General features: G+C 73.5%; 17 protein-coding genes. 10 read left to right on the top strand and 7 right to left on the bottom strand.

What is annotated here, in order from left to right:
• The first annotated feature begins 136 nt into the window (after window positions 1-136).
• From ACIP93_RS01440 to ACIP93_RS01430, 3 genes are read left to right on the top strand one after another with little or no spacing between them, the layout of a single operon-like run.
• A complete protein-coding gene (locus tag ACIP93_RS01440; RefSeq protein ID WP_345221754.1) occupies window positions 137-1,714 on the top strand; it encodes a 4-coumarate--CoA ligase family protein in 1,578 nt (525 codons plus the stop codon).
• Window positions 1,711-2,454 carry an enoyl-CoA hydratase family protein gene (locus ACIP93_RS01435; protein ID WP_401754430.1) on the top strand — a complete coding sequence of 248 codons (744 nt, stop codon included), beginning with the start codon at window positions 1,711-1,713 and terminating at the stop codon, window positions 2,452-2,454. The genes ACIP93_RS01440 and ACIP93_RS01435 overlap by 4 nt, the downstream gene beginning before the upstream one ends.
• Entirely contained in the window at window positions 2,442-3,041 is a 600-nt protein-coding gene (locus tag ACIP93_RS01430; RefSeq protein WP_345221759.1) for a TetR/AcrR family transcriptional regulator, read from the top strand. The genes ACIP93_RS01435 and ACIP93_RS01430 overlap by 13 nt, the downstream gene beginning before the upstream one ends.
• A 115-nt stretch (window positions 3,042-3,156) precedes the next feature.
• Here ACIP93_RS01430 and ACIP93_RS01425 read toward each other — a convergent pair whose 3' ends face one another.
• Window positions 3,157-4,257: a citrate synthase 2 gene (locus tag ACIP93_RS01425; protein ID WP_401754427.1), complete on the bottom strand. Its 1,101-nt coding sequence runs from the start codon at window positions 4,255-4,257 to the stop codon at window positions 3,157-3,159.
• Window positions 4,258-4,592: 335 nt separating this feature from the next.
• Between ACIP93_RS01425 and pdxH the strand changes: the two genes are divergently transcribed.
• A complete protein-coding gene (pdxH, locus tag ACIP93_RS01420) occupies window positions 4,593-5,219 on the top strand; it encodes a pyridoxamine 5'-phosphate oxidase (RefSeq protein WP_401755612.1) in 627 nt (208 codons plus the stop codon).
• 447 nt (window positions 5,220-5,666) lie between these two features.
• Here the strand turns inward: pdxH and ACIP93_RS01415 are convergent, their stop codons facing one another.
• Window positions 5,667-6,422 carry an SIS domain-containing protein gene (locus tag ACIP93_RS01415; protein ID WP_345221763.1) on the bottom strand — a complete coding sequence of 252 codons (756 nt, stop codon included), beginning with the start codon at window positions 6,420-6,422 and terminating at the stop codon, window positions 5,667-5,669.
• Window positions 6,423-6,688: 266 nt separating this feature from the next.
• Here ACIP93_RS01415 and ACIP93_RS01410 point away from each other — a divergent pair, with 266 nt between their 5' ends.
• Both ACIP93_RS01410 and ACIP93_RS01405 read left to right on the top strand, forming a co-directional pair.
• Window positions 6,689-7,381 (top strand): metal-dependent transcriptional regulator, encoded by a 693-nt coding sequence (locus ACIP93_RS01410; RefSeq protein ID WP_345221765.1) that lies wholly within the window; start codon window positions 6,689-6,691, stop codon window positions 7,379-7,381.
• Between the two features lie 604 nt (window positions 7,382-7,985).
• Window positions 7,986-8,864: an alpha/beta hydrolase gene (locus ACIP93_RS01405; protein WP_345226381.1), complete on the top strand. Its 879-nt coding sequence runs from the start codon at window positions 7,986-7,988 to the stop codon at window positions 8,862-8,864.
• Between the two features lie 39 nt (window positions 8,865-8,903).
• Here ACIP93_RS01405 and ACIP93_RS01400 read toward each other — a convergent pair whose 3' ends face one another.
• From ACIP93_RS01400 to ACIP93_RS01390, 3 genes are read right to left on the bottom strand one after another with little or no spacing between them, the layout of a single operon-like run.
• On the bottom strand, window positions 8,904-10,550 hold the full coding sequence (locus ACIP93_RS01400) for a transporter (protein WP_401754424.1): 1,647 nt from the start codon (window positions 10,548-10,550) through the stop codon (window positions 8,904-8,906).
• Window positions 10,547-11,365, bottom strand: a complete 819-nt coding sequence (locus ACIP93_RS01395) for an ABC transporter ATP-binding protein (RefSeq protein WP_345221769.1) — start codon at window positions 11,363-11,365, stop codon at window positions 10,547-10,549. Before ACIP93_RS01395 ends, ACIP93_RS01400 begins: the two co-directional genes overlap by 4 nt.
• Before the next feature lie 41 nt (window positions 11,366-11,406).
• Window positions 11,407-12,096 carry a bifunctional DNA primase/polymerase gene (locus ACIP93_RS01390; protein WP_345221771.1) on the bottom strand — a complete coding sequence of 230 codons (690 nt, stop codon included), beginning with the start codon at window positions 12,094-12,096 and terminating at the stop codon, window positions 11,407-11,409.
• A 311-nt stretch (window positions 12,097-12,407) separates the two neighbouring features.
• Between ACIP93_RS01390 and ACIP93_RS01385 the strand changes: the two genes are divergently transcribed.
• The 4 genes from ACIP93_RS01385 to purU all read left to right on the top strand — a co-directional run bounded on the left by ACIP93_RS01385 (window position 12,408) and on the right by purU (window position 17,002).
• Window positions 12,408-13,796 carry a transcriptional regulator gene (locus ACIP93_RS01385; RefSeq protein ID WP_401754420.1) on the top strand — a complete coding sequence of 463 codons (1,389 nt, stop codon included), beginning with the start codon at window positions 12,408-12,410 and terminating at the stop codon, window positions 13,794-13,796.
• A gap of 260 nt (window positions 13,797-14,056) precedes the next feature.
• Window positions 14,057-15,511, top strand: coding sequence for a hypothetical protein (locus ACIP93_RS01380; RefSeq protein WP_401754417.1), 1,455 nt, complete (start codon window positions 14,057-14,059; stop codon window positions 15,509-15,511).
• Window positions 15,512-15,575: 64 nt separating this feature from the next.
• The gene (locus ACIP93_RS01375) at window positions 15,576-16,091 is read left to right on the top strand and encodes a hypothetical protein (RefSeq protein ID WP_345221777.1); all 516 of its coding nucleotides are present in this window, start codon (window positions 15,576-15,578) and stop codon (window positions 16,089-16,091) included.
• A 29-nt stretch (window positions 16,092-16,120) separates the two neighbouring features.
• Window positions 16,121-17,002, top strand: a complete 882-nt coding sequence (gene purU / locus ACIP93_RS01370) for a formyltetrahydrofolate deformylase (protein ID WP_345221779.1) — start codon at window positions 16,121-16,123, stop codon at window positions 17,000-17,002.
• Window positions 17,003-17,042: 40 nt separating this feature from the next.
• Here purU and ACIP93_RS01365 read toward each other — a convergent pair whose 3' ends face one another.
• A complete protein-coding gene (locus ACIP93_RS01365; protein ID WP_401754413.1) occupies window positions 17,043-18,182 on the bottom strand; it encodes a maleylpyruvate isomerase N-terminal domain-containing protein in 1,140 nt (379 codons plus the stop codon).
• Complete coding sequence (locus ACIP93_RS01360) at window positions 18,179-18,781, bottom strand: sigma-70 family RNA polymerase sigma factor (RefSeq protein ID WP_345221784.1); 603 nt, start codon at window positions 18,779-18,781, stop codon at window positions 18,179-18,181. Before ACIP93_RS01360 ends, ACIP93_RS01365 begins: the two co-directional genes overlap by 4 nt.
• Window positions 18,782-18,879: the final 98 nt, after the last annotated feature.

The raw sequence follows: 18,879 nt of genomic DNA, 5'->3' as shown, positions 1-18,879 counted from the left end.
GACCCCGGCCGGCCCGCGCCGGGGTCTCCCCGAGCCGCACCCCGTACCCGCATCCTGTCCGTCCACCCACCGCGCGCGGCCGCCGCACCGGCCGTGCGCACCGTCGCACCACCGTGCCGAAGGGGACCGTCACACCATGGTGTTCCACAGCGAGTACGCCGATGTGCCCGACGTCGAACGTCCCGTCCACGAGGCGGTCCTCGGACACGCCGCCCACTACGGCGACACCCCCGCGCTCGTCGACGGGACGAACGGCACCACCCTCACCTACGCCCAACTCGACGCCGGACACCGCCGGATCGCCGCCGCCCTGGCCGCGTCCGGCCTGCGCAAGGGCGACGTGCTGGCCCTGCACAGCCCCAACACCATCGCCTACCCGGCGGTCTTCTTCGCCGCCACCAGGGCCGGCGCCGCCGTCACCACCGTGCACCCGCTGGCCACCGCCGAGGAGTTCGCCAAACAGCTCCGCGACTCCTCGGCCCGCTGGATCGTCACGGTGTCGCCCCTGCTGGAGACGGCGAAACGCGCCGCCGGACTCAGCGGCGGCGTCACCGAGATCCTCGTCTGCGACAGCGCCCCCGGCCACCGCTCCGTACTCGACCTGCTCGCCTGCACCGACCCCGAGCCGCAGATCGCCGTCGACCCCCGCGAGGACATCGCCGCCCTGCCCTACTCCTCGGGCACCACCGGCACCCCCAAGGGCGTCATGCTCACCCACCACTCCATCGCCACCAACATGGCCCAGCTCGACCCGTTCATCCCGATGAAGCCGGGCGACCGCGTCCTCGCGGTCCTCCCCTTCTTCCACATCTACGGCCTGATGGCGCTGGTCAACCAGCCCCTCTCGCACGGCGCGACCGTCGTCACCCTGCCCCGCTTCGAACTCGACCAGTTCCTCCGGGCCATCCAGGACCACCGGGTCAACGCCCTCTTCGTCGCCCCGCCGATCGTCCTCGCGCTGGCCAAGCACCCCGCCGTCGAGCGCTACGACCTCTCCTCGCTGGAGTACGTCGTCAGCGCAGCGGCCCCCCTCGACGCGAACCTCGCGCAGGCCTGCGCGGACCGCCTCGGGCTGCCGCCGGTCCTCCAGGCGTACGGAATGACCGAACTGTCGCCGGGGACCCACGTGGTGCCGCTGGACGCCCCCAGCCCCCCGCCCGGCACCGTCGGCAAGCTCCTGCCGCGCACCGAGCTGCGCATCCTGTCCCTGGAGACCCCCGGCAAGGACCTCGGCGTCGGCGAGGCGGGCGAGATCGCCGTCCGGGGCCCGCAGCGGATGAAGGGCTACCTCGGCCGCCCCGACGCCACCGCCGAGATGATCGACGCCGACGGCTGGGTGCACACCGGCGACATCGGCCGCGTCGACGCCGACGGCTGGCTCTTCGTCGTCGACCGCGTCAAGGAACTCATCAAGTACAAGGGCTTCCAGGTGGCCCCCGCCGAACTCGAAGCCCTCCTGCTCACCCACGAAGACATCGCGGATGCCGCCGTGATCGGGGTACGCGACGAGGACGACAACGAGATCCCCAAGGCATACGTCGTCCGACAGGCGCACGCCGCACACCTCACGGAGGAGGACGTGATCACCCATGTCGCCGAACGCGTCGCCCCGTACAAGAAGGTGCGCCGCGTGGAGTTCGTCGACGCGGTGCCCCGTGCCGCCTCCGGCAAGATCCTGCGCCGGGAGCTCCGAGAAAGGGAACAGCGACAGTGACACGCCAGGCCCTCGCCCCCACCACGCACGACCGCGGCATCACCACCCTCACCCTCGACTCGCCGGCGAACCGCAACGCCCTCTCGGCGTCGCTCGTCGGCGAGCTGAGCCGGTCCCTCGAACGCTGCGGCAAGGACGCCTCGGTGCGGGCGGTGGTGCTCGCGCACAACGGCAACACCTTCAGCGCGGGCGCCGACCTGAAGTCGCCGGCCAGCCCGTACGCGTTCGTCGCCCTGCTGCGGCAGATCGCCGAACTGCCGAAGCCGGTGATCGCGCGCGTCGACGGGCACGCGCGGGCGGGCGGGCTCGGCCTGCTCGCCGCCTGCGACATGGCGTTCGCGACCATAGCCTCCGACTTCGCCTTCTCGGAGGTGCGCATCGGGGTCGCCCCCGCCGTCATCTCGATCCCGCTGCTGCCCCGGCTCGACCCCAGGGCGGCCTCCCGGTACTTCCTCACCGGGGAGGTCTTCGCCGGGCCGCGCGCCCAGGAGATCGGGCTGCTCACCGAGACGGCGCCGGACGTGGACGCCGTCCTCACGCCGGTGCTGGACGCGCTGCGCAGGGCGTCCCCGCAGGGGCTCGCCGAGACCAAGCGGCTGCTGACGGCCGAGATGCGCAACGCCTTCGACCGGGACGCGGAGGACCTGGTACAACGCTCGGCAGCGCTGTTCGCGTCCGCCGAGGCACGCGAGGGCGTCACCGCACACCTCGAACGACGGGACCCCGCGTGGCTGTTGTGACCACCCCCAAGCAGGACCGCAGCCGCGTCACCCGGCAGCGGCTGCTGGAGGCCGCCGTGGCCTGCCTCGCCGAACGCGGCTGGGCGGGCTCCACGGTGTCCGTCGTCGCCGAACGGGCGGGCGTCTCCCGGGGAGCCGCCCAGCACCACTTCCCGACCCGCGAGGACCTGTTCACCGCCGCCGTCGAGTACGTCGCCGAGGAACGCTCCCGCGCCCTGCGCGCCCTGCCGGGGCACCATACGGCGGCCGTCGTCGGCGCGCTGGTCGACCTCTACACCGGCCCCCTCTTCCGGGCCGCCCTGCACCTGTGGGTCGCCGCCTCCAACGAGGAGCAGCTGCGTGCCCGGGTCACCGAGCTGGAGGCCAGGTTCGGCCGCGAGAGCCACCGCATCGCGGTGGAACTCCTGCACGCCGACGAGACCCGCCCCGGAGTGCGCGAGATCGTCCAGGGCTTCCTGGACATGGCCCGCGGCCTCGGCCTCGCCAACCTGCTCACCGACGACACCGCCCGCCGCGACCGGGTGGTCGCCCAGTGGGCGCACCTGCTGGAGGCGGCGCTCGGCGCCCCCGCGCCGGAACGCGGATAAGAGGCTCCCCCCCGGGTCACGGGCGGGGGGAGCTCCCGGGCCACGGGCGGGGGGCGCCCCCCCGGAGGACGCCCCCTGCCCGTTCACCCGCTCGTCGTGCGTACGTCCGCGGAACTCAGCCCGCGATGTCCCCGAAGCCGTCGATCTCCTGCGGGCCGCGGGCGCCGGGACCCACGTACCGCGCCGACGGGCGCACCAGCCGGCCGGTGCGCTTCTGCTCCAGGATGTGCGCCGACCACCCGGCCGTGCGGGCACAGGTGAACATCGACGTGAACATGTGCGCCGGGACCTCCGCGAAGTCCAGCACGATCGCCGCCCAGAACTCCACGTTCGTCGCCAGCACCCGGTCCGGACGCCGCGCGTGCAGCTCCTCCAGCGCGGCCTTCTCCAGCGCCTCCGCCACCTCGAAGCGCGGGGCCGCCAGCTCCTTGGCCGTGCGCCGCAGCACGCGCGCACGCGGGTCCTCCGCGCGGTACACCCGGTGCCCGAAGCCCATCAGGCGCTCGCCCTTGTCGAGGGCCTGGCGCACGTACGCGCGGGCGTCACCGGTGCGCTCGATCTCCTCGATCATGCCGAGCACCCGGGACGGCGCACCGCCGTGCAGCGGCCCGGACATGGCGCCCACCGCCCCCGACAGCGCGGCGGCGACATCGGCCCCGGTGGAGGCGATCACCCGCGCGGTGAACGTGGAGGCGTTCATGCCGTGCTCCGCCGCCGAGGTCCAGTACGCGTCGACCGCCTTGATGTGCTTGGGGTCCGGCTCGCCGCGCCAGCGGATCATGAACCGCTCGACCACCGACTCGGCCTTGTCGATCTCGCGCTGCGGCACCATCGGCAGCCCCTGGCCGCGGGCCGACTGGGCGACGTACGACAGCGCCATGACCGCGGCCCGCGCCAGGTCGTCGCGGGCGGTGGTCTCGTCGATGTCCAGCAGCGGTTTCAGGCCCCACACCGGGGCGAGCATCGCCAGCGCCGACTGCACGTCGACCCGGATGTCGCCGGAGTGCACGGGGATCGGGAACGGCTCGGCGGGCGGCAGCCCCGGGTTGAAGGCGCCGTCGACCAGCAGGCCCCACACGTTCCCGAAGGACACGTGCCCGACCAGGTCTTCGATGTCGACACCCCGGTAACGGAGCGAGCCGCCCTCCTTGTCCGGTTCGGCGATCTCCGTTTCGAACGCGACGACTCCCTCGAGTCCGGGTACGAAGTCGGACATCAGGCGGCTCCTCTATGCGTGTAGGCCAAGCGGCGGGAGGCAGGAACGATACCCCTGCTGTGGAGGGGCGACAGCGGCTCCACCCCGGATTTTGGCGGGTTCCACCGATGCGGGGAAGCGTGAGAACAGGCACACTGCACGACCCGCTTCCGAGAGGGTTGAGGCCGGTTGCGGGTGGGAAGACTGCGCCCGCGCCTCGTCGCCCGGCGCGCACCCTCTGTGCGGGGGCTCCGCACCCCCTGCGGCAGGATGGCCCCGTGCCGAACACAGCTCCCGCCGCGTCCGACCCCTCCTCCTCGCCCTTCTCCGGGGGGCGCGCCCCCGACCCCGCCGCCATGCGCGAGCAGTACCGCGGCGAGCCCCTCGCCGAGCGGGCGCTCGCCGCCACCCCGATGGAACAGTTCGCCCACTGGTTCCAGCAGGCGGTCGACGCGGGCCTGGACGAGCCCAACGCCATGGTCGTCGCCACCGCCACCCCCGACGGCCGCCCCAGCACCCGTACGGTGCTCCTGAAGGCCTACGACGGCGACGGCTTCGTCTTCTTCACCAACTACGACTCCCGCAAGGGCACCGAACTGGCCGCGAACCCGCACGTCTCGCTGCTCTTCCCCTGGCACCGCATCGCCCGCCAGGTCATCGTCACCGGCACCGCCGCCCGCGTCTCCCGCGCCGAGACGGCCGCCTACTTCCGCACCCGCCCGCACGGCTCGCAGCTCGGCGCCTGGGCCAGCGACCAGTCCCGCCCCATCGCCTCCCGCGAGGAACTCACCACCGCCTACGACGCGTTGGCCGCCCGCTACCCCGAGGGCGAGAAGGTCCCCGTGCCGCCGCACTGGGGCGGCTTCCGCGTCACCCCGGAGACGGTCGAGTTCTGGCAGGGCCACCAGAACCGCCTCCACGACCGCCTGCGCTACGTGAGCACCGGCCCCGGCGCCTGGTCCGTGGAACGCCTCAACCCCTGAAACACACCCCGTGAACGCAGAACCCCGCGGGCTCTGGTCCCCTCCGAGGAGGGGGCCGGCCGGACACACCGGCGAGCCCGCGGGGCGGTGACTGCTTGGGATGGGAACCGGCTGCGCCGGCTACCGCACTGAGTGCGACGACGGGCAACTAGCCCGCAGCCACCTCACGAGTCCGGAAAGAAATCACTTCCGAATCACCTCCTTTCAGTGTGCGTCACACATTAGGAGCCCTTCCGGGGCGGCTCAACCGAATTAACGCGGCACCTCGGTCCCCCCGAGGCGGGTGTGCTCCGCGACACGGCGGAGCTGAATGATCGGGACGTGCAGCACGAGTGAACGCCTGCGGGGGCGCCGGGGCGCGCGGGCCTTCCGGTCCGGTACGGGGAGGGGCGCCCGGCGCTCCGGGCCGACCCGGAGGGGTGGGCGGTGGAGCGGCGGCGGACGCCGTCAGTGCCGGAAGAAGATCCGGTCGCCGTACTCGCTCATCACGCGTCCGTTCCACTCGTGGCCGCCGTCCACGTTCCCCGACCGCAGCAGCGGCACCTCGACGCCGCGCTCCGCGAGCTCACCGGCGGCGGCCGCCATGACCGCCTGCATCAGGGCCGTGGTGACCACCGTCGAGGCGGGCGCGAAGGGGGCGTCGATGCCCTCCGTCGTCAGTTCCGCGTCACCGACCGCGATCTTGCTGTCCAGCACGATGTCGCAGTGGTCCTTGAGGAAGCTGCCCGACCTGTGGCGCGACCTGGTGTCCTGCGCGTACGCCACGGACGTGACGCCGATGACCTTCAGCCCCAGGGCGCGCGCGTTCATCGCCATCTCGACGGGCAGCGCGTTGCGCCCGGACAGGGAGATCACCACGAGTACGTCACCGGGCTTGGCGGGGCTGCTGTCGAGCACCGCGCCCGCGAGGCCGTCCACGCGTTCCAGGGCGGAGCCCAGGGTGGCGGGCATGACGTCGACGCCGACGACACCGGGCACCGCGAGGAGGTTCATCAGGGCGAGCCCGCCCGCCCGGTAGACGACGTCCTGCGCGGCGAGCGAGGAGTGCCCGGCGCCGAACGCGAAGAGCCGGCCCCCGGCGGCGACGGTGTCGGCGATCGCGGTCCCGGCGGCGGCGATCGCGTCGCCCTCCTCGTCCCGTACCCGGTGGAGCAGGCCGATCGCGGCGTCGAAGAACTGACCGGCCAGTTTGTTCTCGCTCATCGCGGAGGGCCCTTCCAGTGGCGGTTTCGTGGGAGTTGCCGGGAATGCGGGGCGGTTACCCAAGGTTACGAACAGGGGCGGCGTCCGTGCCGCGGATCACGTTGCGGTCTTGAGCCGCGACCTGTCAATACGGCCCCGCCCCGGCCCGGCACGGTTGTCGGTGCGATGCGTCAGAATTGGGACAGGGCCGGCGCAGGACGACTGAGCACAACCGAGTACGAAGACCGAGCGCACGACGATTTCTGTCACAGCACCGAGGGGCACACATGTCCGGACTGATCGACACCACGGAGATGTATCTCCGCACCATCCTCGAACTCGAGGAGGAGGGCGTCGTCCCCATGCGCGCCCGCATCGCCGAGCGCCTTGACCAGAGCGGCCCGACGGTCAGTCAGACCGTCGCCCGCATGGAGCGCGACGGCCTGGTGACGGTCGCGGGCGACCGCCACCTGGAATTCACCGAGGAGGGCCGCCGACTGGCCACGCGCGTGATGCGCAAGCACCGGCTCGCCGAGTGCCTGCTCGTCGACGTGATCGGGCTGGAGTGGGAGCAGGTGCACGCCGAGGCGTGCCGCTGGGAGCACGTGATGAGCGAGGCGGTCGAGCGCCGCGTCCTCGAACTGCTCCGCCACCCCACCGAGTCCCCGTACGGCAACCCGATCCCGGGTCTGGAGGAGCTCGGCGAGAAGTCCGAGGCCGACCCGTTCCTGGACGCGGGCATGGTCAGCCTGAGCGAGCTGGCGCCGGGTCCGGAGGGCAAGACCGTCGTCGTACGGCGCATCGGCGAGCCCATCCAGACCGACGCCCAGCTGATGTACACGCTGCGCCGCGCCGGCGTGCAGCCCGGTTCGGTGGTCAGCGTGACGGACTCGCCCGGCGGTGTGCTGGTCGGCAGCAGCGGCGAGGCGGCCGAGCTGGACGCGGAGACGGCCTCGCACGTCTTCGTCGCCAAGCGCTGAGACGTCTCCGCCTCGAAGGTCAACGGCGGGCCGGGGGACGGGACTTGAGGTCGCGTTCCCCGGCCCGCTTCCGCACCGGAATGCCAGCGGCCGGACGGATCGCGTGCCACGCTGTGTCTGCGGCACATGAACCGGGGCACCAGAGGTGAACGAGGGCTGCCGGCCGGGCCCGTCGCACGGCCGGGGAGGAGGCGGGAGATGCGCCCGTCGTACGCACCGCACGAGCACGCACCGCACGCGAGCGGCCCGCACCGACGCGCGCCGCACGCGAGCGGCCCGCACCGACGCGCGCCGCACGCGAGCGGCCCGTACGCGGAGGGCCCCGGCGCCCTGAGGCGCCGGGGCCTGTCCTCCCCTGTGCCGGCCTGGAGCCCCGAGCTCTTCAGGCCGGCCCCCGCGGACCGTCTTCCCCGAGCGGCCCGCCTCCCGCAGAAGATCTCCCCTCGGCGGCGAACGCCAATCCTTGAGCGCTGTCACTCGAAAGAGGGCTCTTGGCCGCTCCGCCCCGATCTTCGAATATGGGTTCGATGACATGGAGACGGCGGACGTCAGCAGGCGAGGGACGAGCACGCACGATCCGTACGAGAAGGGGGTGCCAGGTCATATGGTGCGGCGCATCGACGTGACCGGAGCAGACGGCGTACGCCTCGCCGCCTGGGAGTTCGCCGACCCGCCCAAGGAGGGCGGCGACCTGGAGCGGCTCCCCGGCGTCTTACTGCTGCACGGCCTGATGGGCCGCTCCTCGCACTGGGCGGCCACCGCCCGGTGGCTCTCCGAGCGGCACCGGGCCGTCGCCCTCGACCAGCGCGGCCACGGCCGCAGCGAGAAGCCCTCCGAAGGCCCCTTCTCCCGGGACGCCTACGTCGCGGACGCGGAGGCGGTGGTGGAGGAGCTGGGACTGGGCCCGGTCACCCTGGTGGGGCACTCCATGGGCGCGCTGACGGCCTGGCAGCTCGCCGCCAAGCGGCCGGACCTGGTGCGCGCCCTGGTCGTCTGCGACATGCGCGCCTCCGCGCTCGGGGCCGCCTCCCAGCGGGAGTGGGAGGACTGGTTCAAGGCCTGGCCGGTGCCGTTCGCGACGCTCGCGGACGTACGGAAGTGGTTCGGCGAGGACGACCCCTGGGTGGAGCGGCCCTCCCCGGCGCGCGGCGAGTTCTTCGCGGAGGTGATGGCCGAGCGGGCGGACGGCTGGCGTCCGGTCTTCTCCCGCCGTCAGATGCTGCTGTCCCGGGCGACCTGGGTGCACGACGCGCACTGGGACGAGCTCTCCCAGGTGCGGTGCCCGACGCTGGTCGTGCGCGGCCTGGACGGCGAGCTGGGCCGCGCGGAGGCCCAGGAGATGGTGCGGGTGCTGCCGCGCGGCCAGTACGCGGAGGTGGTGGACGCCGGTCATCTCGTCCACTACGACCAGCCGGACGGCTGGCGCGCGGCCGTCGAGCCCTTCCTGGAGGAGGTCGCGGGCGAGCCCGTGCCGGGCCGGTAGCGGGACGGCGCCCGGGAGCGCCGCCCCGCCCGCGGCCGGCTACCCCTTGCTCACCGCCGCCAGGATCTCCGGCAGCCGGGCGGCGGTCCGGGGCGCGGCGACCCGCAGCCCGCCCCAGGTGACCAGGGCCCCGTACGCCACCCCCAGCGGCAGCAGGAACCACGTGGCGGTCCCGGCGAGGTGCAGCCACACCGTCAGCGCGATCAGCGGGCCGCACACCACCGCCGACACCACGAGCCCCACCACCAGCGACATCCAGGCCAGCGACCCCTGCCCGGGGGCCACGTTCTTGTACGAGCTGTCCTGCGGGATCGAGTACGGGAACCGGGCCGAGGCCACCAGGCCCGCCGCGAGCAGCGCGCCCAGCAGGGCGAAGGACAGCCCCAGCACCTCGGGGAAGATCGCCCAGCCGTCCGCCAGCGCCGTCGTGAGGCCCGTCACCAGCAGCGTGTACGGCACCGTGATGACCAGCAGCGCCAGCAGCCGCGCCCGCAGCTCCTCGTAGGCGTCCCGCACGGAGGAGATCGTCGTCGCCACCATCCAGAACGCCGAGGTGTCGGTGCCGAACTGGTTGAAGGTCTGCATCCCGAGCATCCCCGCCGCGAAGCACGCCCAGTACGGCGACCCGGTGCCCTGGAGGGCGTTGAACACCGGGACGATGAGCCCGATCGCCAGCGAGGTGATCCACGCGCCCTTGGTCTTCGGGTCGCGCCAGACGTAACGCAGCACCCGCTGCGCGGTGGCCGCCGTGCGCCCGTCCGGCAGCAGCCGGGCCAGCGGCCCCGCCGTGGACTCCTTGCGCGAGCCCCCCGAGGACCCCGGCGCCGCCTGGACGGTCGAGCCGTCCGGCGAGGTCATCAGCTTCACCAGCCCGCGCTCCCACGACCACAGCAGCGCCGCCAGCAGCACCGCGGTGAGCAGCAGTTGCACCGCGCCGCGCCCGTACGCGCCCTCGCTCACGGAGTGCACCGCACCGACCGCGGAGGCGGGCGGCACCCACCGCACCACGTCCGCGACCGGCTCCAGCACCGGCATGCCGCCGGTGGCCGCCAGCCGCTGCCAGCCGAAGTTCACCACCTGGACGCCGACCGCGACGACCAGACCGCTCAGCACGGCCAGGTCCCGCCCGCGCCGGCTGGTCAGCAGCCGTACGTTCGCCGTCGCCACCGCGCGCGCCAGCGCCACACAGGTGAGCACCAGCAGCCCGGCCGCCACGACCGCCGTCAGCGCCGCGAGGAGGCCCCGCGCGACGGCGATCACCGAGCCGACCGCCAGGCACACCGTGAACAGCGGTCCGATGCCCACCAGCGACGCCGCCAGCAGCGCCCGCACCAGCGGCCGCGGCTCCAGCGGCAGCATCACCAGCCGCGAGGGGTCGAGCGTCTCGTCGCCGCTGGGGAAGAACAGCGGCATGAACGCCCACGCGACGGCGAACACCAGCGCCAGCAGCACCGTCACCGTCGGCGCGTACTGCGTGCCCCGCAGCGCGAGCAGCCCCAGCACCAGCAGCGCCGAGAAGAGCAGCACCAGCACGCAGCTCGTGGCGAACGCCGCCGTGCGCCCGGAGGACTGCCGCAGCCCGTTCTTCAGCAGCGCGAGCTTCAGCCGTACGAACACCGGGGTCAGCCCCGTCGAAACGGCCCCGGCGGACGCGCCGCCGGGCGTGCGGCCCGCGACGGCGCTCATCGCGGCGCCCCGCCGCCGAGCCAGTCCAGGCTGTCCCCCGCGTCGCGCCCCTGCGCCCCGACCAGCTCCAGGAACGCGTTCTGGAGCGTCGGCGCGTCGCCGCGCACCTGCGCGAGGGTGCCCTGCGCGCGGATCTGCCCGGCGGCCATCACGGCCACCCAGTCGCACAGCGACTCCACCAGCTCCATCACGTGGCTGGAGAAGACGACGGTGGCGCCGGACGCGGTGTACCGCTCCAGCACGCCGCGGATGGTCTGCGCGGACACCGGGTCCACGCCCTCGAAGGGCTCGTCCAGGAAGAGCACTTCCGGGTTGTGCAGGAGGGCGGCCGCGAGCCCGATCTTCTTGCGCATGCCGGTCGAGTAGTCGACCACCAGCTTGTGCTGCGCGCCCGCCAGGTCCAGTACGTCCAGGAGCTGGGTGGCGCGCTTGTCGACCTCCTCGCCGGGCAGCCCCCGCAACCGCCCGCTGTAGGCCAGGAGTTCCCGCCCCGACAGCCGCTCGAAGAGCCGGAGCCCCTCCGGCAGCACGCCGATCCGCGACTTGACCCGCACCGGGTCCGCCCACACGTCGTGGCCGCCGATGTGCACCGTGCCCCGGTCCGGGCGCAGCAGCCCCGTCACCATGGACAGGGTGGTGGTCTTGCCCGCCCCGTTCGGACCGACCAGCCCGATGAACTTCCCGGCCGGCAGCTCCAGATCGATTCCGGCCACGGCGGTCTGCTCGCCGAACCGCTTCCACAATCCCTGGACACGTACGGCGGCGGGCGGCGCCGCATGCGCTCCGCCCGCCGCTTCGAATGCCTGGTCAGGCATGTCGTCAGCCTTTCGTGGTCCCCGTGGAATACGGGCCCACCTTATGTTCGAACGCGCCCCCGCGCAGCAGCCGCTTCCCGCCCGCAGGCGTACGCGAGCGGGCTGATCAGCTCCTCCGCGTCCGGCAGCCACCGGTTGGCGGGAGTGGGGCGGCGCGCCCACTGCACGGCGCCCATCGCGCCCATCCGGGTCGGCGGGGCCGCCACGAAGTCGCCCTCGCCGCGCGCGACCAGGTCCAGGGTGCTCGGCGCCCAGCCCAACTTGCGCACCAGGTCAGGGATCTTGGCGCCCGCGCCCGGCAGCACGAAGAACAGCAGCCGCCGGTCGGGGGTGCTGGTGACCGGACCGAGGGTGAGCTCCATGCGCTCCATGCGGGCGAGGGCCAGGAAGCCGGCCGTCTCGGGCACGTCGACGGCGTCGAAGGTGCGTCCGGTCGGCAGCAGGATCGAGGCCTTCGGGTTCTTCTGCCACATGCGGCGCGCGGCCACCGCGCTGCCGGTCGCCAGCGTCGCCCAGTCCTTCTTCTCCGGGTGCGCGCCGGGGGCGGCGCAGGTCACGTCGCCGCACGAACAGCGCTCCACCCCCGCCTCGGCCTCCAGCCAGGTCCCGGGGACCACGTCCCAGTGCCGTTCTTCCGCGTACCGCACGGCGCTGTCGAGCAGTTGATCACCGCGCTGCTGGGGGATCTGGGCTGCGTCCGTGACGTCCGTGACTCCGATGGTCTCTTCCACGCACAGCTCAACTGCCCGCACCACCTCCGGTTACGGGCGCGCGCGAGCGGGCGCCGACGCATCGATCCTGCATGTGGGGCGCATCGGTGCACGGGCGGGGGCGCGCAGGTGGGCGGCGTGCGGCGAGCGGGCAACCACAGGAGGGGGGCCGGGAGGTACCGGAAAACGCCTGTGCCTTCCGACATCGCACTCATCTCCGCCATCTCCGCGTATGACCTGCATTCTTTGCATATCCACCGGGCAGTGATGTCCGCGTACGAATTCCACGGAATTCACGAGGACTTCATCCGCGCCCGCACCAGGGGGTACACATGGCAGCCAGGCCGCTCGTCGCCCGACAGCCGAACGAACGGCTCCAGGCGCTCATCCAGGAAGCCGGATGCTCCAACGCCGGACTCGCCCGCAGGGTCAACATGTGCGGCGCGGAGCACGGGCTCGATCTCCGTTACGACAAGACGTCGGTGGCCCGGTGGCTGCGCGGCCAGCAGCCCAGGGGGCGGGCCCCGGGCATCATCGCCGAGGCGCTCGGCCGCAAGCTGGGGCGCACCGTCACCATCGACGAGATCGGCATGGCGAACGGCAAGAACCTGGCGTCCGGCATCGGGCTCCAGTTCTCGCCGACCGTGCTGGGCGCCATCGAGCAGGTCTGCGAGCTGTGGCGCAGCGACGTGGGGCGGCGGGACTTCCTGTCGGGTTCCTCGGTGGCGTCGTCGGCGCTGGTGGAGCCGAGCCGCGACTGGCTGATCACGGGCGCCGACCACCAGGTGGCGCGCACGGCGGGCTCGCGGGTGGGGCCCGGCGACGTGGCGGCGGTGCGGGCGACGACGGAGGCGCTCCAGACGCTCGACCACCGGTTCGGCGCCGGGCACGTGCGCCCGATCGTCGTGCACTACCTCAACAGCGTCGTCTCCGGGCTGCTGTCGGGCTCCTACCGCGAGTCGGTGGGGCGCGAACTCTTCGCCGCCGTCGCCCGGTTGACGGAGCTGGCCGGATACATGGCCGTCGACACCGGGCAGCCGGGGCTGGCGCAGCGGTACTACATCCAGGCGCTGCGGCTCGCGCAGGCGGCCGGGGACCGCGGCTACGGCGGATACGTCCTGGCCGCGTCCATGAGCCACCTGGCCGCGCAGCTCGGGAACCCGCGTGAGATCGCCCAGTTGGCGCGGGCGGCGCAGGAGGGGGCGCGGGGGAGGGTGACACCGCGCGCGGAGGCGATGTTCTACGCGGCGGAGGCGCGCGGGCATGCCCTGCTCGGCGACGAACGCACCTGCGCGGTGGTGTCGGCGAAGGCGCAGAACGCGATGGACAAGGCGCACGACGCGGGCGACACGGGCGATGACCCGGTCTGGATCGCCCACTTCGACCAGGCGTACCTGGCCGACGAGTTGGCGCACTGCCACCGTGACCTGGGGCAGGCGGACGCGGCCGCGCGCCGGGCCCGCGAGAGCCTCGCCGGGCACCCCGACAGCAGGGTGCGCAGGCGGGCCATCGGGCTGGTGCTGCTCGCCTCGGCTCAGGTGCAGCAGCGCGAGGTGGAGGAGGCCTGCCAGACCGGTACGCGGGCGGTGGAACTGCTGAGCACCCTGCGCTCGAACCGGGGCGCGGAGTACCTGGAGGACCTCCAGCAGCGGCTCGCGCCGTACCGCGACGAGCCCGCGGTGCGGGAGTTCGGGGCCCGGATGGAGGTCCAGGCGGCGTGAGGGGGGAGCGTCCCGCCGGGGGCGAGGCTCGTCAACGCGGTGCTTGAACAGCGTCAACTTCCCTCCGTCCGTTACGGGGAGGAGGCGGGGGTACGGCCCTGGCCTGCGCGGATCGTGGGTGCGTGGCCCGAGGGAGGATTCACCCGGTAGCGTGAAGCGGTGATTCCGTCCCTCGCCCGCGCGGCGAGGCCGTTCAGAACCGATGGCAGGAGCCCCCGTTGACGCGAAGCGAGCAGGGTGATGAGCCGCAGCATCCCGCTGTGCGCCCCGCACACGAGGGCGTAGTGCTGCCCCCGGCACAGCAGCAGTGGCAGCCGCCGCAGGCGCCGGGCCCGATGCCGCCGCACGGGCAGAGCTGGGGCCCGCCGTGGGGGCCGGGCGCGCCGCAGGGGCTGCCCCCGGAGCAGCCGCAGCAGGCCGTGTGGGGCGCACCTGCCGCGCCCGACGCCGACGCCGGGCCCACCCAGTACATGCCCGCGGTGCCGGCGGAGCCCGTCGCGCCGGGCAGTGACGGCGAGCCGACGCAGTTCATGCCGCCCGTGCCGTCCGGGCCCGGCGCGCTGCCGCCGGAGGCCCCCGCCGGGCAGCCCGGGACGCAGGCCCAGCAGGCCGGGCCGCTCGACGGCACCGCGTTCCTGGGTCAGCAGGCGCTCCAGCCGCCCGTGGGTTCGGACGCGGACGCCACCCAGTACCTCCCGCCGGTCCCGGCGGACGCCCCGTATGCGCCCAGGCCCGACGGCGTACCGCAGCACCAGCAGGCACCGCAGCACCAGCAGACGCAACATCAGCGGACGCAGCATCAGCAGGCACAGCACCAGCAGGCGCAGCACGGCACGCACGGGGGGCCCGTGCTGCCCGGCGTGCCCGGGGAGCGGCAGCCGCCCGCCGAGTTCGACAGCCTCTTCCGCACCCAGGCGCCGGCCGGCGGCGGGCAGGGCGAGGCGGCCGGGTCCACGCAGCAGATGCCGCGTTTCCTGCCGCCCCGGCAGCAGGAGGCCGAGCAGGAGGAGGCGCGCTACCAGCAGTTCCAGCAGCCCGCCGCGCGGCAGGGCGGCCCCGAGCCGCGGCGGCGCAGGATCTCGCCGGTGCCGATGATCGCCGCCGTGGTGGTCGGCTGCTCGGTGATCGGCCTCGGCATCGGCGCGCTGGCGAGCTTCGGCGGCGACGGCACCGGCGAGGGCGCCGACGCCACGAACACCGCGGCCGGTGCCGAACTGCCCAACCGGGAGACCGCCGCCGAGAAGGTCGCCGACGGAGCGAAGGGCCAGGCGCAGGCGCTGGACAAGCTGCTCGCCGACAGCAACGACAGCCGCGCCTCGGTGATCGACGCGGTGGCCGCCATCGGCCAGTGCGGCGACCTGGCCAAGGCCGCCACCGACCTGCGGGCCGCCGCCACCCAGCGGCGCGGTCTGGTCACCCGGCTGAAGGCCCTGAAGGTCGACAAGCTGGAGGGGCACGAGGCGCTCACCGCCGCGCTCAACGGCGCGTGGGAGGCCTCGGCCGCCGCCGACGACCACTACGCGGCGTGGGCGGACAAGGTGGCGGGCGACAAGGACCGCCTGTGCCGCGGCGGCCGGGCGAAGGCGACCCAGGAGCGGCGCGCGGGCGACCGCGAGAGCGGAAGGGCCTCGCAGCAGAAGCAGCAGGCGGTGAACCCCTGGAACGCGATCGCCGGGAAGTACGGCCTCACCGAGCACCAGGCGAACGAGCTGTGACCCGTGCCCCGCGCGGGGCCTCCGTCCGAGCCCCGCGCGGGACCTTCGTCCGCTCCGGATTCGTATGCCCGTACGATCGACGACCGTGCAAAGTTCAGCGAACCCTTCCCGTCGCGGCCGTCGCTCCACCACCATGGGCGGCATGCCGCTGAATGACATGCCGTGGTGGCGCTGGCGCACTCAGGTGCGTTCCGCGCTGCACATGCTCTCCGACCCCGTCTTCCACCAGGAGTGCTGGCTCGCCGGGGTGGACGGGTACGGGGACATCACCGACGCCGTCTACCGGCTCGTCGAGGACACCTGGCTCGACAACTGGTCCGCCGAGAAGTACGTCGGGTCCATATTCCGGGACCCGGACGAGGCGGCCCTCGTGGACGTGGCCGTGCTCCGGGTCCTGCGGATCATGCACCAGGTCGGCGCGGACGCCCCCGTCTCGGCGTACCTGGCCGACCCCGGCTGGCCCGAGGCCGTGCGCGCCGCCCGCGAGGCGCACGTGCGCATGGCGCAGAGCGACGGCGACGACCCGGACGCGGCTCCCCGCTCGCTGGAGGTCATCCGCATTCTGACCAGGTCGGCCTGAAGCGGCCCGGTGTGCGATCCTCTGGGGTCATGAGCGACCCCAAGCCTGCCGAACAGTCCGAAACCGACCACTACGTCCTCACCCTGTCCTGCCCGGACAAGCAGGGCATCGTGCACGCCGTGTCCAGCTACCTCTTCATGACCGGCTGCAACATCGAGGACAGCAGGCAGTTCGGCGACCACGACACGGGTCTGTTCTTCATGCGGGTCGCCTTCTCCGCCGGGGCCCCGGTGTCGGTGGACAAGCTGCGGGCTAGTTTCGCGGCCGTCGGGGACTCCTTCCGGATGGACTGGCAGATCCACCGGGCCGAGGACCGGATGCGGATCGTGCTGATGGTCAGCAGGTTCGGTCACTGCCTGAACGACCTGCTGTTCCGGTCGCGGATCGGCGCCCTGCCGGTGGAGATCGCCGCCGTCGTCTCCAACCACCCGGACTTCCGCGAGCTGGTCGGCTCGTACGGCATCCCCTTCCACCACATCCCCGTGACGAAGGACACCAAGGCCGCGGCCGAGCAGCGGCTCCTCGACCTGGTGGACGCCGAGAACGTCGAGCTGGTCGTCCTCGCCCGCTACATGCAGGTGCTCTCCGACCACCTGTGCAAGCAGCTCAGCGGCCGGATCATCAACATCCACCACTCCTTCCTGCCGAGCTTCAAGGGCGCCAAGCCCTACCACCAGGCGCACGCGCGCGGAGTGAAGCTGATCGGCGCGACCGCCCACTACGTGACGGCCGACCTCGACGAGGGCCCGATCATCGAGCAGGAGGTCGAGCGGGTCGGCCACGAGGTCACCCCGGAGCAACTGGTGGCGGTCGGCCGCGACGTGGAGTGCCAGGCGCTGGCGCGCGCGGTGAAGTGGCACAGCGAGCACCGGGTGCTGCTCAACGGGCACCGCACGGTCGTGTTCGCCTGACGCTCCCGACGCCTCTGCCGCCCCTTGCCCGAGTGCGCCGTCACAGCCGGGACAGCGAGGCCGCCGCGAACAGCACGTCCCGCACCGCCGCCTTGTCGCCGTCCTGGCCCGCCGCCGCCTCGTGCGGCGGCACGTGTCCGGCCGCGAGCCGGCAGAACTCGACGCCGTCCAGGGCGATGTGCGCCACTTCGTGGTCCGGGACGGCGGCGGCCGCGGGGGAGTCCAGCGGGATGTACCAGTGCCCGCCGCCCGCGCCCTCCACCTCCAGGTGCAGCGTGCGTCCCGGGGCGCCTGCCGCGACCAGTTCCCGCGCGGGAGGCGCGAGACCGGTCCGGCGGCGGGCGGCCAGCGTGCCGGGGAGCAGCCGGGCCGCCAGGTCGACCAGCGCGTGCAGATGCGCCCCCGACGGGGGTTCGTACGGGTAGTCCACGGCCTGCGCGATGTCCTCCGCGTGCACCCAGCACTCGAAGGCCCGCTCCAGGAGCGCGTCCCTGAGCGGCAGCGAGAAGGCTCCGTAGGACACCGCCAGCTCGGCGGAGCCGCGTCCGGCGAAGGACACCGTGCGCACCAGCGTGTGGCTCTGCTCGCGCCAGGGGACGCGCACCGCGCGGGTGGGCGGCTGCCGGGAGCCCCGCCAGTACGCCTCGGTGCGGCCGGTGGGGTCGCCGGGGCCGTCGGACGCGGCCGGGTCGGCCAGGCCCAGCGCGTCGGCCACCAGGCCGTCGACGGTCATCAGATGCCCGATGACCGCGGCCACCGTCGCCTTGCGCCGTACCGGACGGTCCTGCTCGAACCAGCGCAGCTGCACGGGCGCGTGCCACTCGCCGGGGTCGATGTCGGCGAGCAGGGCGTCCAGCCGGGCCGTCTCCGTGTCGTACGGCCGGGCCCAGGCCGGCACCGGGATGCGGGCCGGACGGCGGCCCAGGCAGGCGGCCAGCACCCGGGAGCGCAGCGTCGGGTCCAGGTCGAGGCCGCGTTCGGCCTGGAGCAGGCCCACCGCGTCCCGCAGCCGCAGGGCCTCCTCCGCGCACGGGGCGCACGCGGTGAGGTGCTCCTCCACGGCGAGCGTCTCCTCGGCGGAACAGGCGGCCAGCGCCCAGGCCCCGAGCAGCGACTTGAGCACCCGGTGCGACAGGCCGCCGGCCGTCCGCTCCCGGTGGCCCCCGTGCTCCTCGCTCACAGCGCGCTCCCGAAGCCGGGAGCACCGGGGGCGGTGTCCAGGCCGGAGCCGGGGCCGGAGCCGGGGACGGTGTGCGCCGTCGACAGCAGCTGCAGCCCCAGCCGGAGCCTGCGGCGGGCCTCGTCCTCGGTGATGCTCAGGCGGGACGCGGTCTGCCGGTAGTCGTGCCGCTGGAAGTACGCCAGCTCCAGGGCCTCCCGCAGGGGTGCGGGCATGGACGTCACGATGTAGTCCGCGCGGGCTGCCGCCGCCGCCCGGCACACCTTCAGCTCCAGCTCCTCCGCGGTGCCCTCGCCGTCCGCCAGGGCGGCCGCCTCCGCCTGCCGCAGCCGGTGCACGGCGCGCCGGTGCGTCAGGCGCGCCATCCAGGCCCGCATGGAGCCGTCCTTGGGGTCGAAGGACTGCGGGTTCTCCCAGACGTGGCCGAAGACCTCCCGGGTGACCTGGTCGGCGGCGTCCTCGTCGTCCAGCACCCGGTGCGCCAGGCCGTGCACCAGGGAGGCGAACCTGTCGTACAGCTCGCCCAGCGCCGCCGCCTCGCCCCGCGCCAGCCGCTGCTGCATCCTGCGGTCCCAGCGCGGCGGTGCGTCCTTCGGCATCCCTTCCCCCCAACCCCGGCCCCGTGCCGCCGCGCCCCGCAGCGGCTGCTCTTTCGAATGTAGTGCGAGACCGGGCGGTGCACGCACCTTTGTGGCAA

The sequence above is a fragment of the Streptomyces sp. NPDC088745 genome (assembly GCF_044751045.1).
In the GTDB taxonomy this organism is placed as follows: Bacteria; Actinomycetota; Actinomycetes; order Streptomycetales; family Streptomycetaceae; genus Streptomyces; species Streptomyces cremeus.
This window is presented reverse-complemented; position numbering and strand designations above follow the sequence as displayed.

What these genes read in the sequence shown, in the direction of transcription:
- ACIP93_RS01440 (WP_345221754.1), top strand. Translation starts at nt 137, where the DNA reads ATGGTGTTCCACAGCGAGTACGCCGATGTGCCCGACGTCGAACGTCCC.
- ACIP93_RS01360 (WP_345221784.1), bottom strand. Translation starts at nt 18,781, where the DNA reads ATGCCGAAGGACGCACCGCCGCGCTGGGACCGCAGGATGCAGCAGCGG.
- ACIP93_RS01375 (WP_345221777.1), top strand. Translation starts at nt 15,576, where the DNA reads ATGCCCGTACGATCGACGACCGTGCAAAGTTCAGCGAACCCTTCCCGT.
- ACIP93_RS01400 (WP_401754424.1), bottom strand. Translation starts at nt 10,550, where the DNA reads ATGAGCGCCGTCGCGGGCCGCACGCCCGGCGGCGCGTCCGCCGGGGCC.
- ACIP93_RS01410 (WP_345221765.1), top strand. Translation starts at nt 6,689, where the DNA reads ATGTCCGGACTGATCGACACCACGGAGATGTATCTCCGCACCATCCTC.
- purU (WP_345221779.1), top strand. Translation starts at nt 16,121, where the DNA reads ATGAGCGACCCCAAGCCTGCCGAACAGTCCGAAACCGACCACTACGTC.
- ACIP93_RS01425 (WP_401754427.1), bottom strand. Translation starts at nt 4,257, where the DNA reads ATGTCCGACTTCGTACCCGGACTCGAGGGAGTCGTCGCGTTCGAAACG.
- pdxH (WP_401755612.1), top strand. Translation starts at nt 4,593, where the DNA reads ATGCGCGAGCAGTACCGCGGCGAGCCCCTCGCCGAGCGGGCGCTCGCC.
- ACIP93_RS01385 (WP_401754420.1), top strand. Translation starts at nt 12,408, where the DNA reads ATGGCAGCCAGGCCGCTCGTCGCCCGACAGCCGAACGAACGGCTCCAG.
- ACIP93_RS01415 (WP_345221763.1), bottom strand. Translation starts at nt 6,422, where the DNA reads ATGAGCGAGAACAAACTGGCCGGTCAGTTCTTCGACGCCGCGATCGGC.
- ACIP93_RS01395 (WP_345221769.1), bottom strand. Translation starts at nt 11,365, where the DNA reads ATGCCTGACCAGGCATTCGAAGCGGCGGGCGGAGCGCATGCGGCGCCG.
- ACIP93_RS01405 (WP_345226381.1), top strand. Translation starts at nt 7,986, where the DNA reads ATGGTGCGGCGCATCGACGTGACCGGAGCAGACGGCGTACGCCTCGCC.